Below are 13,851 nucleotides of genomic sequence, written 5' to 3'. Positions count from 1 at the left end.
ATGGAAGCCACTAGGGCGGCCCCCCTGCTCCCGCCGTTCCGGCTGCACCCGCAACGGGCGGCGCACTCTTCTCGAACCGGCGGTTGATGCGATCCAGCGCCAGATAGATCACCGGCGTGGTGTAGAGCGTCAGGATCTGGCTGAGCAGCAGACCGCCGATGATCGAGACACCGAGCGGGAAGCGCAGCTCTGCGCCGGTGCCACTTTCGATCGCCAGCGGCAACGCACCAAACAATGCCGCCAGCGTCGTCATCATGATGGGCCGGAACCGCAGTAGACAGGCTTCGACGATCGCCGCTTCCGGTGCCATGCCGCGATTGCGCTCTGCATCCAGCGCGAAGTCGATCATCATGATCGCGTTCTTCTTGACGATGCCCATCAAGAGGATGATGCCGATCAGGCCGATCACCGACAGGTCCTGCCCGGTCAGCATCAGGGCCAGGATCGCACCGACACCGGCGGACGGCAGCGTCGAGAGAATGGTGATCGGATGGATGTAACTCTCATAGAGCACACCCAGCACAATATAGATCGTCACCAGCGCCGCGAGGATCAGCCAAGGCTGTCCGGACAGCGACTTGGAGAATTCCGCAGCATCGCCGGAGAACATCCCGACAATGCTGGTCGGCATGCCGATCCGGGTCTCGATCTTCTTCACTTCGTCGACCGCATCCCCAAGCGCCTCGTTCGGCCCGAGGTTGAAGCTGAGCGAGATCGCGGGGAATTGCGCCTGATGCGAGATCGCCAGTGGCGCCGTGGTACGCGTCAATGTGGCTACGGCAGACAGCGGCACCTGCGCGCCGGCCACACCCGGCAGATACAGTTTCGACAGCACATCGGGATCGCGCTGCTGTGACGGCAATGCCTCCAGCACAACGCGGTACTGATTGGCCTGACCGTAGATGGTCGAAATCTGGCGCTGCGCGAAGGCGTCATTCAGCGTGTCGGTGACGCCCTGCAGATTGACGCCGAGCTGACCGGCACGCTGCCGGTTGATATCGAGCGAGGCCCGCAATCCGCCAGTCTGCGCTTCCGAAGACACATCGCGGAACATCGGATCGCGGCGCAATTCGGCGACCAGCTTCTGCGACCATTCGGTGACCTGCGCCGCATCAGTCCCGGTCAGCGTATATTGATACTGCGAACGGCTCGCTTGCGTGCTGATCTGGATATCCTGCACCGGCTGGAAATACACAGTCATGCCAGGGATCGCGGCGACGCGATCCTTGAGCCGCGCGATCACGGCGGTCATGTCGTCCTTGCGCTCGCCGCGCGGCTTCAGGGTCATCACCAGCCGGCCAACATTGGTGGTCGGATTGACCGAGCCGCCGCCGATCACCGAGATGATTCCCGTCACATCCGGATCGGCCTGGATCGCTGCGGCTGCCGCGCCCTGCCGGCTCTGCATTTCTGCGAAGGACACGTCGGCACCAGCCTCCGTCACAGCCGTGATCGAGGCCGTGTCCTGCAGCGGCAGGAAGCCCTTGGGGGCGATGACATAGAGGCCGAGCGTTGCGACGATGGTCAGGAACGTGACAACCAGCGTGGCTGGCTGATGCTGCAACACCCACAACAGCGTGCGGTGATAGAATGCCACCATACGGTCGATGAAGCGGCTGACGGCTCCCAGACCCGGCACCTGCCATTCATCCCTGGTGTGCTTCAAAAGCCGCGAGCACATCATCGGTGTCAGAGTCAGCGAGACCACGGCGGACATCACCACGGCAATGGTCAGCGTCATCGCGAATTCGCGGAACATGCGGCCAACGAGGCCGGACATGAATAGCAGGGGGATGAAGACAGCGATCAGCGACACCGTCAGCGAGATCACCGTGAAGCCGATTTCCTTCGCGCCCGCCAGCGCCGCTTCCATCGGGCTTTCGCCCTCTTCCATGTGACGGACGATGTTTTCGATCATCACGATGGCGTCGTCGACCACGAAACCGGTGCCGATGGTCAGCGCCATCAGGCTGAGATTGTCGAGGCTGAAGCCGGCGAAATACATCACGCCGAAGGACGTGATCAGCGACAGCGGCAGCGCTACGCCGGCAATCAGCGTTGCACGCAGCGACCGGAGGAACAGCAGCACCACCAAAGTCACGAGGATCACGGACAGCACCAGCGTGAATTGCACGTCATGGACCGAGGCGCGAATGGTCACGGTGCGGTCGCTCACGATGGTCAGCTTGACACCGGCCGGCATCGAGCGCTGCACCTTCGGAATTTCCTCGCGTATCTGGCGAACGACCTCGATGACATTTGCACCGGGTTGACGCTGGATCTCGATGATGACGGCGGGCGTGCCTTGATACCAACCGCCAGTGCGGTCGTTTTCCAGCCCATCGACGATCTGCGCGATGTCGCCGATGGTGACAGGGGATCCGTTGCGATAAGCGATAATGATCGGCCGATACTGATCCGCCGCCGCAATCTGGTCGTTCGCGGCAATGGTGTAAGCTTGCTGCGCGCCATCGAGCGAGCCCTTGGGACCTGACACGTTGGCGCCGGCAATCGCCGTACGGAGGTCTTCCATCGCGATGCCATAGGCAGCGAGCCGCGCCAGATCCGCCTGCACACGCACCGCCGGCTTCAAGCCGCCAAGCACGGCAACCTTGCCGACACCCGAAATCTGGCTGAGCCGCTGCGCCAGGAGTGTATCGGACAGATCGCTCATCGATCGCAGCGAGATGGTGTCCGAGGTCAGCGCCAACGTCATCACCGGCGCGTCGGCCGGATTGACCTTCGCATAGACCGGCGGGTATGGCAGGTTCTTCGGCAGCACGCCGGCGGCAGCATTGATAGCCGCCTGCACGTCCTGGGTCGCGCCATCGATGTCGCGGTTGAGATCGAATTGCAGCGAGATCTGGCTGACGCCGAACGAGCTCGTCGAGGTCATCGATGACAGCGACGGAATCTGTCCGAGCTGGCGCTCCAGAGGCGCGGTGATCAGCGACGCTGTCACTTCGGGGCTCGCGCCCGGCAATTGCGTCGAAACCTGCACGGTCGGGAAATCGACCTGCGGCAGCGCCGATACCGGAAGCCCGAAGTAGCCAAGCGCGCCACCGATCAGCAACGCGATGCCGAGCAACGACGTCGCGATGGGCCGGCGGATGAAGGGTTCCGAGACGCTCATGACTGTGCGCTCTTTGGTATCGAAATCATCAACTCAGGCGATCGATCGTGCGAACATCATGGCTACTTCGCTCCCGATGGCGCAGCGCTCGGGCTGGCCGGAGGCGGCGTCTGGCCAATCGGTGCCTGCGGATTGCCCTGGCCGCCCGCGCCACCCGAATTCTGGCCACGCTTGCCACGACGCTCGCCGGCATCATTGCCCTTGCCCCCGCCACGCTTGCGCGGCGCGAGATCGGCGGTCGGCTCCTGATCGTTGGTGCCGACAGAAACCTTCGATCCTTCTGCGAGATTGGCAAAGCCAGTGGTGACAACACGCTGGGTCGCCGACAGGCCCTTGGCGATGACGGCCGTGGTCTCGTTCTGCTGCGTCACGGTGACCGGCACCGCCTTGACGATGTCGCCCTCCTCGATCACGTAACTGAACGTGCCGGCGGGACCGCGCTGCACAGCCGAGGTCGGCACCACCATCGCATCCTTCAGCGTCTCGACCTTCAGCCGCACATTGACGAACTGACCGGGCCAGAGCTGATAATTCGGGTTCGGGAACTCGGCCTTCAGCTTCACGGTGCCCGTCGTGGTATCGACCTGATTGTCGATGCCGGTAAGCGTACCGGTGTCGATGACGGTCACGCCGTCATTGCCGAATACATCGACCATCAACGTGCCCTTGGCAGCAGCGGCATTGGCGCGAACGATTTGCTGCTGCGGCAGGCTGAACAGTACTGCGATAGGCTGCAGTTGCGTAATCACCACGAGGCCCGTGGTATCGGACGCGTGGATGATGTTGCCCTGATCGACCTGACGCAGGCCGGCACGGCCGGACAGTGGCGCGATGATCTTGGTGTAGCTCAGCGTCGCGGCAGCATTGTCGATGGCAGCCTGATCGGCATTCACCAGCGCCTCCTGCTGGGCAACGAGAGACTTCTGGGTGTCGGCCTGCTGCTTGGAGCCGGCGTTTGACGTTGCAAGCTGCTGGTAACGGATCAGGTCGAGCCGCGCATTGGCCAGCGTCGCCTCGTCCTGCGCCTTCTTGGCGACAGCCTGATCGTACAGCGCCTTGTAGAGGACCGGGTCAATCTCGCCGAGCACATCGCCCGCCTTGACGTCCTGGCCTTCCTTGAAATTGACCTTGATCAGTTTGCCGTCGACCTGTGCGCGCACGGTGACATTGTTCAAGGCCTTCACCGAGCCGACGCCATCGAGATAGACCGGCACGTCCTGGATCTTCGGCGTTGCCGCAAGCACCGGCACCGTCATCATGTCCGGTCGGAAACCGCCGCGGTTGGCGGTCTGACGCTGCTGGAAGGCGTTCCAGCCGATATAGCCGAGCCCGCCGAGGATCAGCAGCGTCACGGCGATCGACACCGTGCGTCGGCGCGCTTTGCCGGCGACCTTGGCGACACCATCGCCCGTCGCTTTCGCGGCCTCTTTCAACTCCGGCTTAAAGAGCATTGACCGGTCTTTCCATTTTCGGCTCCCAGCCGCCCCCCAGCGCCTGATAGAGGCTGACGATAGCCTGCAGCCGCGCCAGTTGCGCCTGCGACAGGACATCTTCCGCCTGGAACAGCGTCAGCTGGGTGTTTAGCACAGTTACGATGTCAGCGGTTCCAGCCCGCAATTGCTGCTCAGACAGTTCGAAGGCCCGCCGGGACGCCCGGACCACCTCGCGCTGCAGCCGCAGCCGCTCTGTGGTCTGGCGGATCGCGACCAGCGCGTTGTCCACGTCGGCAAAGGACTGCACGACCGTCTTGCGATAGGTCTGCAGGAGCTCGTCCTGCCGTGCCTGGGTCAGCTCGAAATTGCCCTGGATGCGCCCGCCATCGAAAATCGGCTGGGTCAGGCCGCCGACGAGGCTGAAGAAAGCGGCGTTGGGTTGGAACAGCGAGGCCAGCGCTGCGCTCTGATAACCGCCCGAGCCGGTCAACTGGATACTCGGAAAGAACTGCGCCCGGGCGCTGCCGACATTCGCCGTAGCCGAGGCCAATTGCGCCTCCTGCCGGCGGATATCCGGCCGCTGGGTTAAGAGCTCTGACGGCAGACCGGGCGTGACGCGCGGCGCGGCGATAGTGTTCAGCGAGCCGCCGGCCACGCGCACGCTTTCAGGGGGGCGGGACACAAGCGTCGCGAGCGCATTGACGTTCTGCGCGAGCGTGGTGCGCAGCGGCGGCACCGCAGCGCGCTGATTGGCCAGCACGCTTTCCTGCTGCGCGACATCGAGATCGGTGCCGGTGCCAGCACTGAAGCGCTGTTTGATCGCATCAAGGATGCGCTGCGCGCTGGCGATGTTGCGCTCCGCCGTACGAATGCGGTCCTGCGAGGTCAGCACCTGAAAATAGGCATTGGCGACGGCCGCCATGGTGGTCAGTGCCACCACGTCGCGGTCGAAGCGATTGGCAGTCGAGGTTTCTTCCGCGGCCAGCGCCGCGTCGCGGTTCTTGCCCCAGAAATCGACCTCGTAGCTGGCCGAGAGCGAGGCCGAATAGGTCACCACCTCGCGGCCGCCGTTGGTCAGACCGCTGGAACTGGAGCCCGAGGTCCGCGAATAGGTCTCCTGCCCGCCGCCGCTCACGCTGGGCAGCAGCGCTGCGCCGGTGATTCGTGCCTGCGCATCGGCCTGCATGATTCGCGATGTTGCCGCAGCGATATCGAGGTTGACCGTCTGGGCCTCCTCCATCAGCTGCGTCAGTTCCCTGGAGCGAAAGCCGCGCCACCAGTCCAGTGTCGGCGTGGCGCCGTTCGGATTGGCCAGCCGTGCCGCCTTATAGCCCCCGGGAATATCGAGGGCCGGATCAGGCAGATCTTTGGTCAAAATGCAGCCTGCCGAACTGGCAACAACGGCAAAGGCGACGACCGAACGCCCAATCTTTTTCGCAAACAGGAGACTCACCGCACGGACATCCGGACAAGGCTCCGCCGCGCGCGCTTTGCGCCGAGATTCGAGGCGTTGGAGTATGTAGCCTGAGACACGTTCACCGGGTGATGCTTGGTCAATGAAACGAGCCCGCATTCTAGCGGCCCAATCATCCTGCGGACAGTGTTCTTACGTGTCGCAACGTGCAAGCGACACGAATGCTGGATGCCCGCAAATGAGTGGATTTGCACAGATTCTCCCGATTTTGTGGGGTTTTTTGGTCCCTAACAGAAGCGCCGGCAGGTCAGGCTTACGAAGATTTCATGTGTTCATTTGTTGCTGACGCCCGGATTGCGTTCCCCTGTGCCACCGGCAGCGTTTTGAAACCCGCCGGGATGTGATGTATGCGCGGCTCAAGCCCATGGGCCATCGCTTCAGTTGCCTCGTGAAGAGCTGTTGATCGATCATGATCGGCTTGACGATGCGGACCAGATGCCACCGCCGTTCGACGTCAATCGTGCCGCGTGAAGCAAACCATGCAAGAAATACCCGCTTGGCGAGCAAACAAGGCCGCGCTTATACTCCTGCAAAATCGTCCGCGCGTTGACCGAATTTCGCAGCGCACAAAGACGATCCTGTTCGACAAAAGAGCGGCGGCCACATCCTTCCATGCGACTTGAATTCGGGCACAGAACCACGAACTCCCCTGGATCTGCACATGTCTGATCTGATCGTTCTCACTCCGGAAAATGTCGACAAGGCGCTGCCCGATCTGCCGCGCATCGTCCGGCTGGCATTGGGCTTCGGCTCACGTCTGCGCCGCGGCACGCTCGACGTGACACTTCCCGATGGCCGGCGTGTCCGCCTCGGCGGCATGGAACCTGGTCCTGCCGCGGAGATGACGATCACCAGCTATGCGTTCGCGTCGCGTCTTGTGAATGGCGGCGATATCGGCATCGCGGAAGCCTATCTACACCGCGAATGGGACACGCCGGATCTCACGCAATTCCTGTATCTGTTCTGCGTCAATCACGATCTCATTCAGGTGATGCTCGGCAACAATCCGCTGATGCGCTTCGTCCAGATCGTTCGTCACTGGTTCAATCGCAACACCAAGCGGCAAGCTCGCAAGAACATCTACGCGCACTACGACATCGGCAACGCGTTCTATTCTGCGTGGCTCGATCCGAGCATGACCTATTCGTCCGCGATTTTCGAAGACGGTACGCAGGATCTCACGGCCGCGCAAAACAACAAATATCGCCGGCTTGCAGAAGCAATCGATCTGAAGCCCGGCCAGAAGGTGTTGGAGATCGGCTGCGGCTGGGGTGGCTTTGCCGAATATGCCGCGAAGAACTACGGCGCGCATGTCACCGGTCTCACCATCTCGACCGAGCAGCGCGATTTCGCACGTAAGCGGATGCAGGACGCGGGCCTTGGCGACAAGGTCGAAATCAAGTTTCAGGACTATCGCGACGAACGTGGACAGTATGACCGCATCGCTTCGATCGAGATGATCGAGGCCGTCGGCGAACAGTTCTGGCCGCAGTATTTCTCACAATTGCGCGACCGGCTGCTGCCCGGCGGATTGATCGGTATCCAGGCCATCACGATCCAGGACAAGTTCTTCCAGACCTATCGGCGCGAGGTCGACTTCATTCAGCGCTACGTCTTTCCCGGCGGCATGCTGCCGTCGCCGGAAATCCTGAAATCCCTCGGGGCCAGATACGGCGTTCCTGTCATCAAGGAACGCATATTCGGACTGGATTATGCCAAGACGCTGGCGACCTGGAGAGATAGTTTCCGCGCGGCCTGGCCAAGCCTGACGCCGCTCGGTTTCGACGACCGGTTCCGGCGGCTCTGGGAATACTACCTGGCCTATTGCGAGGCCGGTTTCCTGTCGGGGAATATCGACGTTCGCCAGGTCGTATTCGCAAAAGCCCCATAGCCCGCGCTCTGGACTTTCCGCACTGCGGCACCAGATCTTGAGGCCAGACCCTTCCCTTGTCTGGCCCGGCGGCCTCCACTAGGGTCGCCGCGAGATCGACAACCCGAGCGAAGAATTTCAGCACCATGACCTTCAACAAAGACGTCGTCGAGGCGATCGGCAACACGCCTCTGATCAAGCTGAAGCGCGCATCCGAACTGACCGGCTGCACCATTCTCGGCAAGGCCGAATTCATGAATCCCGGCCAGTCGGTGAAGGACCGCGCGGGCAAATGGATGATCCTTGAAGCCGAGAAGCGCGGCGATCTGAAGCCCGGCGGTCTCATTGTCGAGTCGACTGCGGGCAATACCGGTATCGGTCTCGCCGTGGTGGCGAGCGCGCGCGGCTATCGCACGCTGATCGTGATCCCGGAGACGCAGAGCCAGGAAAAGAAAGATATGCTGCGGCTCAACGGCGCCGAGCTGATCGAAGTGCCCGCGCTGCCGTTCGCCAATCCGAACAACTATCAACATGTCGGACGACGGCTCGCAGATCAGCTGCGCAAGACCGAACCGAACGGCGTTCTGTTTGCCGACCAGTGGAACAATCTCGACAATGCCAAAGCCCATTATGAATCGACGGGCCCCGAGATCTGGGAGCAGACTGCCGGCAAGGTGGACGGCTTCATTTCGGCAGTCGGTACCGGTGGCACGCTAGCCGGCACGACCCGCTACCTGAAGGAAAAGAACAACAACATTGTTACGGCCTGCGCCGATCCAAATGGCTTTGCGATGTATAACTGGTTCAAGCATGGCGAAGCCAAGTCCACGCCCGGCGATTCCATCACGGAAGGCATCGGGATTGGCCGCGTGACGCCGGTCATCGAGACCGCGAAGGTCGATACCGCCTTCTTGATCCCTGACGAGGAAGCCGTCGCCGTCATCTACGACCTGCTCCAGCACGAAGGCCTCTGTCTCGGCGGCTCGACCGGCATCAACATCGCCGGCGCGATCCGCCTCGCAAAGGAGTTGGGCCCGGGCAAGACCATCGTCACCCTTCTCTGCGACTCCGGTGGCCGCTATCAGTCGAAGCTGTTCAATCCCGACTTCATGCGCAGCAAGAACCTGCCGGTGCCGGCATGGCTGGAGACGAAGAGCGATATCTCGGTGCCGTTCGAGAAAGTCTGAGGCGCAAGGCCTCAGCGGAGAATCTGGCTCAGGAACAGCTTTGTCCGCGCATGCTTCGGATTGGCGAAGAACTTGTCCGGTGTATTCGCCTCGATGATCTGACCGGCATCCATAAATACCACGCGGCTGGCGACTTCCTTGGCAAAGCCCATCTCGTGCGTGACCACAAGCATGGTCATGCCCTCGCTGGCAAGATCGACCATGGTGTCGAGCACTTCCTTGACCATTTCCGGGTCCAGCGCCGATGTCGGTTCGTCGAACAACATCACCTTCGGCGTCATCGTCAGCGCCCGGGCGATCGCCACACGCTGCTGCTGGCCACCGGAGAGCTGACCGGGATAGGCATTGGCCTTGTCCGGAATGCGCACCCGCTCCAGATATTTCATCGCCGCAGCATCGGCGTCCTTCTTCGGCATATGCCGTACCCAGATTGGCGCCAACGTGCAGTTCTCAAGCACGGTCAGATGCGGAAACAGATTGAAGCTCTGGAACACCATCCCGACATCGCGTCTGATATCGTCGACGCGGCGCAGGTTAGGGCCGAATTCGATGCCGTCGATGGTGACGCGGCCCTCCTGAAATTCCTCCAGTGCATTGATGCAGCGGATCAGCGTCGATTTGCCCGAGCCCGACGGCCCGCAGATCACGATGCGCTCGCCGCGGCCGACCGCAAGATCGATGTCGCGCAGTACGTGGAAATCGCTGAACCATTTGTTGAGGCCGGCAATCGAGACGATGGGATTTACGGATACGGACATATCACCTCAACTCCGCCGATGCGCATTCAGCCGACGCTCGACGAACAACGAATAGCGCGAGATGCCAAAGCACATCACGAAATACATGATGCCGGTAAAGGCAAAACCGGTGAACAGGGTCGTCGGCGTCGACCAATTCGGATCTGCGAACGCCGCGCGGAGTTGGCCGAGCAAATCGAACAGCGCCACGATCGACACCAGTGACGTATCCTTCAAAAGCGCGATGAAGCTATTGACGAGGCCGGGAATAACATGGCGCAGCGCCTGCGGCATCACCACCAGACGCGTGGTCTTCCACCAGGACAGGCCTAGCGCACTTGCCGCCTCCGCCTGACCGCGCGGGATCGCCTGCAACCCGCCGCGGATCACCTCGGCATTATAGGCGCCGGCAAACAGCGCGATGCCGATCAGCGCGCGCACCAGCCCATCAACAGTGAAATTGCCCGGCAGGAACAGCGGCAGCATATAGGTCGCAAAGAACAATACGGTGATCAGCGGCACGCCGCGCCAGAATTCGATGAAGGCAATCGAGAACAGCCGGATCAACGGAATGGTCGAGCGTCGCCCCAGTGCCAGCGCGATGCCAACCGGCATCGACGTGACGATGCCTGTGATCGACACCACCAGCGTCACCAGCAATCCGCCCCAGAGCCGCGTATCGACGATGGGCAATCCGCCACGATCAAGCCGCAGCAGGGCGATGACGACGGCGATGCCAGCGAAGACGGAGATACTGTTGGCCAGCGCACGCCAGCCGCTGCGGAAGTGGCCGTTCAACAAGAACATAAGCAGCGAGACAATGATGGCGGTTGTCGTCAGTTCGAACCAGACAGGTTTGCCATGATTGACGCCTTCGTTGCGTAACCACTCAAACGGCAGCGCGACGAGTTGCAGGCCGTCGCCGAATGCTACGACGCCGTCGCCTATCAGCGTCAGCGGATAACCGATGACAGCTATATCGGACATAAGGCCGATGCCCCTGAGCCGGCGACCCACATCCGTGATGTGGACCGCGACGGTCGACAGAAAATCCGCGGCCCAACTGATTCCGAAGCCATCGATGCCACCGCCATACAGCAGGAAGAACGCCACGACAGGGAAGGCAAGGAAGAACAGTCCGGCATTCACGCTCTTCGCGGGCAGACGCGGGATCAGCAGCGGCAACAGCAATAGCGCGCCGAGCAGGAAAGTGAGATTGACGCGCCAGCGTTCCGACTCAGGATAAAAGCCGTAGATAAACTGCGTGAATTTGGCCTGCACGAATGGCCAGCAGGCGCCGACGGCGTGGCCAGTATTTTCCGGCAGGCACGCCGTGCGGTCCTGCCCCTGCCAGACGGCGTCGATCAGCAGGAATTTGACCGTGGGGGCAATGGTGAACCACAGCAGCAACAGGCTGACGACAGTCAGCAGAATATTGGTCGGTGAATTCAGCAGCCGTGTCTGCACAAAGCCGACGAAACCCGTGCTGCGCACTGGAGCGGCGCGCTCTGTAACCAGTTCTTTTGCAATGAAGCTGGTGTCGCTCATGCGCCCATGCTCCGCGAGATCCGCCAGCCATAGGCGCTCATGATGGCGCTCGTGACCAGTGAAATCACGAGGTAGACCGCCATGGTGATGGCGATAATCTCGATGGCCTGCCCGGTCTGGCTCATGGTCGTCCCGGCAAAGACCGAGACCAGATCGGGATAGCCGATGGCAACAGCCAGCGACGAATTCTTGGTGAGGTTAAGATACTGGTTGGTCAGCGGCGGCAGGATCACGCGCATCGCCTGCGGCACCACGATCAGTCGCAGCGTTGCACCCCGGCTAAGTCCAAGCGATGCGCCCGCTTCGGTCTGTCCTTTATGCACCGACTGGACTCCCGCACGGACAATCTCGGCGATGAAGGCGGCGGTGTAGGTCGAGAGCGCCAGTGTCAGCGCAACGAATTCCGGCAGCACACGCAGGCCGCCTGAGAAATTAAAACCTCTCAATACCGGATACTCGAAAGTCACGGGCTTGCCGAGCACGAGCGCCGTCAGAAGTGGCAAGCCGACCAGCAAGCTCAAGCCCATCGGCCAGACGGCTATCACACGCCCCTTGGCGAAGAGCTGCTGTCGCGCATAAATGCGCAAGACCAGCGCGGCGATGATCGCAACGATCACAGCGACAGCGAACGCCGTGAAAGCCTCCGTCCCGATCGGCTTCGGCAATCCAAAGCCGCGATTGCTGAGAAAAAAACTGTCCAGCAGCGAGATACTCTGCCGCGGTTGCGGCAGTGTCGCGAGCACGGCGAGATACCAGAAGAGGATCTGGAACAGCAGCGGCAGGTTACGGATCAGTTCGACATAACCGCCTGCGATCCGCGCCAGCAGCCAGTTCGGCGACATCCGGCCGAGCCCGACGATGAAGCCGATGATGGTCGCAAAGAATATGCCAATCAGTGACACGACCAGCGTGTTCACGAGGCCGACAAAGAACACCTGCAGATAGGTGTCGGATTCCGAATACGGGATCAGCGCCTGACTGACCGCAAAGCCCGCGTTGTTTGACAGGAATCCGAAGCCGGATGCGATCTTCTGCGCGGCCAGGTTGGAGCGTGCATTCTCGACGATCTCATAGCCGATCCAGACCAGCGCCGCGACGAACACGACCTGGAGCACAAAGCCGCTCCAGCCCGCCTGCCCGCCCAGCACACGTCGCAGTTTTGCAACGAGTTGCAGCGGCGGTTTTCTGGCTTCGGTCGATGTCGCCACGGGCGATGATGCGCTCAGCGGATCGGCGGCGCGTATTGGATGCCGCCCTTGTTCCAGAGCTGGTTCAGTCCGCGTGAGATCCCGAGCTTGGAGCCTGCGCCGACATTGCGGTCGAACACCTCGCCGTAATTGCCGGTCGCCTTGATGATGCGCGCAAACCAGTCCTTGGTGAGGCCCAGCGTTTCGCCGAGATTGCCGTCGGTGCCGAAGATACGCTTCAGCTCCGGCTTGTCGGATTTCGCCTGGTCATCGACGTTCTTCTGGGTAATCCCGAGCTCTTCCGCATTGACCATCGCGAACAGCGTCCAGCGCACCACATCGAGCCACTGATCATCGCCATGACGCACCAATGGGCCAAGCGGCTCCTTGGAAATCACCTCAGGGAGCACGGCATGATCTGCAGGCACTGTGAGCTTCAGGCGTTCTGCATAAAGTTGCGAGAGATCAGCCGTGAAGACGTCGCAGCGGCCCGACTCATAGGCTTTGATAGTCTCGTCGGCGGTCGAGAACGCGATCACTTCATACTTCATGTTGTTGCCCTTGAAATAGTCGGCAACATTCTGCTCGTTGGTGGTGCCGGTCTGCAGGCAGATCGAGGCGCTATTCAGCTCGAGTGCCGAATTCACCTTGAGCGCCTTGCGGACCAGAAAACCCTGGCCGTCATAGTAGTTGATACCGGCGAAGTTCACGCCAAGCGACGTATCGCGCGACAGGGTCCAGGTCGTATTGCGCGACAGCACGTCGATCTCGCCGGACTGCAAGGCAGTAAAGCGATCCTTCGCCGAGAGCGGCACATATTTCACCTTGGTGGCATCGTTGAAGATCGCCGCCGCGATGCCGCGGCACAGGTCGACATCGAAGCCGACCCAGTTGCCCTTGTCATCCGGCGCCGAGAAACCCGGCAAGCCCTGGGTGACGCCGCAGGACAGCATGCCGCGGTCCTTCACGGTCTTGAGCGTCTGCGCAGATGCACCTTGCGCGGTCAGACTAGCGGCAAGAGCGAGAGAGAACATCAAGGTTGCGCGTTTCATGTAAGGCCTCTTTGGGGACGTCAGGACGCTCGGTCGACGCAAAGAATTGAATGACGAGCCTACGGATCAGTTCCATAGCCGTGAATGGCCCGACCGGAAAGGCGAACGACAGCAGAGACGATCTAAAAAGACCGTACGAATCAGCAGGAAATCGCAGATTTCGCGGCAGGCCCCTCAACGTACCGCGGGGGATCGCGAGGTCCGCAACAGAGAACGATCAGCCAGCCGGG

At 61.4% G+C, this 13,851-nt stretch carries 9 protein-coding genes; 2 read left to right on the top strand and 7 right to left on the bottom strand.

Annotation, left to right across the window (positions count from 1 at the left end; all coding sequences use genetic code 11):
* Positions 1-10 precede the first annotated feature (10 nt).
* The 3 genes from BLW80_RS14785 to BLW80_RS14775 all read right to left on the bottom strand — a co-directional run bounded on the left by BLW80_RS14785 (position 11) and on the right by BLW80_RS14775 (position 6,010).
* Positions 11-3,133, bottom strand: a complete 3,123-nt coding sequence (locus BLW80_RS14785) for an efflux RND transporter permease subunit (protein WP_093758546.1) — start codon at positions 3,131-3,133, stop codon at positions 11-13.
* Positions 3,134-3,195: 62 nt separating this feature from the next.
* Positions 3,196-4,584, bottom strand: a complete 1,389-nt coding sequence (locus tag BLW80_RS14780) for an efflux RND transporter periplasmic adaptor subunit (RefSeq protein ID WP_093758545.1) — start codon at positions 4,582-4,584, stop codon at positions 3,196-3,198.
* The gene (locus BLW80_RS14775; protein ID WP_502688617.1) at positions 4,574-6,010 is read right to left on the bottom strand and encodes an efflux transporter outer membrane subunit; all 1,437 of its coding nucleotides are present in this window, start codon (positions 6,008-6,010) and stop codon (positions 4,574-4,576) included. Before BLW80_RS14775 ends, BLW80_RS14780 begins: the two co-directional genes overlap by 11 nt.
* Positions 6,011-6,701: 691 nt before the next feature.
* On the opposite strand from BLW80_RS14775, the gene BLW80_RS14770 reads away from it, so the two are divergent.
* Together BLW80_RS14770 and BLW80_RS14765 are read left to right on the top strand one after the other, a co-directional pair.
* Positions 6,702-7,931, top strand: coding sequence for an SAM-dependent methyltransferase (locus BLW80_RS14770; protein ID WP_093758543.1), 1,230 nt, complete (start codon positions 6,702-6,704; stop codon positions 7,929-7,931).
* 125 nt (positions 7,932-8,056) lie between these two features.
* Positions 8,057-9,097 (top strand): cysteine synthase A, encoded by a 1,041-nt coding sequence (locus BLW80_RS14765; RefSeq protein WP_093758542.1) that lies wholly within the window; start codon positions 8,057-8,059, stop codon positions 9,095-9,097.
* 11 nt (positions 9,098-9,108) lie between these two features.
* Here the strand turns inward: BLW80_RS14765 and BLW80_RS14760 are convergent, their stop codons facing one another.
* The 4 genes from BLW80_RS14760 to BLW80_RS14745 are packed head-to-tail and all read right to left on the bottom strand — an operon-like array spanning position 9,109 to position 13,621.
* Positions 9,109-9,855 carry an amino acid ABC transporter ATP-binding protein gene (locus tag BLW80_RS14760; protein ID WP_093758541.1) on the bottom strand — a complete coding sequence of 249 codons (747 nt, stop codon included), beginning with the start codon at positions 9,853-9,855 and terminating at the stop codon, positions 9,109-9,111.
* A gap of 6 nt (positions 9,856-9,861) precedes the next feature.
* The gene (locus BLW80_RS14755) at positions 9,862-11,382 is read right to left on the bottom strand and encodes an amino acid ABC transporter permease (RefSeq protein ID WP_093758540.1); all 1,521 of its coding nucleotides are present in this window, start codon (positions 11,380-11,382) and stop codon (positions 9,862-9,864) included.
* Positions 11,379-12,590, bottom strand: a complete 1,212-nt coding sequence (locus BLW80_RS14750) for an amino acid ABC transporter permease (RefSeq protein ID WP_093758539.1) — start codon at positions 12,588-12,590, stop codon at positions 11,379-11,381. Before BLW80_RS14750 ends, BLW80_RS14755 begins: the two co-directional genes overlap by 4 nt.
* 14 nt (positions 12,591-12,604) lie before the next feature.
* Positions 12,605-13,621 carry an amino acid ABC transporter substrate-binding protein gene (locus BLW80_RS14745; RefSeq protein WP_093758538.1) on the bottom strand — a complete coding sequence of 339 codons (1,017 nt, stop codon included), beginning with the start codon at positions 13,619-13,621 and terminating at the stop codon, positions 12,605-12,607.
* Between the last annotated feature and the right edge of the window lie 230 nt (positions 13,622-13,851).

Source organism: Tardiphaga sp. OK245 (assembly GCF_900108575.1).
GTDB lineage: Bacteria > Pseudomonadota > Alphaproteobacteria > Rhizobiales > Xanthobacteraceae > Tardiphaga > Tardiphaga robiniae.
Note: the sequence above shows the minus strand (reverse complement) of the source record. Positions and strands in the feature narration are given on the sequence as shown.

Coding starts and splice junctions, on each gene's coding strand:
- BLW80_RS14755 (WP_093758540.1), bottom strand. CDS start 11,382: ATGAGCGACACCAGCTTCATTGCAAAAGAACTGGTTACAGAGCGCGCC.
- BLW80_RS14770 (WP_093758543.1), top strand. CDS start 6,702: ATGTCTGATCTGATCGTTCTCACTCCGGAAAATGTCGACAAGGCGCTG.
- BLW80_RS14780 (WP_093758545.1), bottom strand. CDS start 4,584: ATGCTCTTTAAGCCGGAGTTGAAAGAGGCCGCGAAAGCGACGGGCGAT.
- BLW80_RS14745 (WP_093758538.1), bottom strand. CDS start 13,621: ATGAAACGCGCAACCTTGATGTTCTCTCTCGCTCTTGCCGCTAGTCTG.
- BLW80_RS14760 (WP_093758541.1), bottom strand. CDS start 9,855: ATGTCCGTATCCGTAAATCCCATCGTCTCGATTGCCGGCCTCAACAAA.
- BLW80_RS14765 (WP_093758542.1), top strand. CDS start 8,057: ATGACCTTCAACAAAGACGTCGTCGAGGCGATCGGCAACACGCCTCTG.
- BLW80_RS14785 (WP_093758546.1), bottom strand. CDS start 3,133: ATGAGCGTCTCGGAACCCTTCATCCGCCGGCCCATCGCGACGTCGTTG.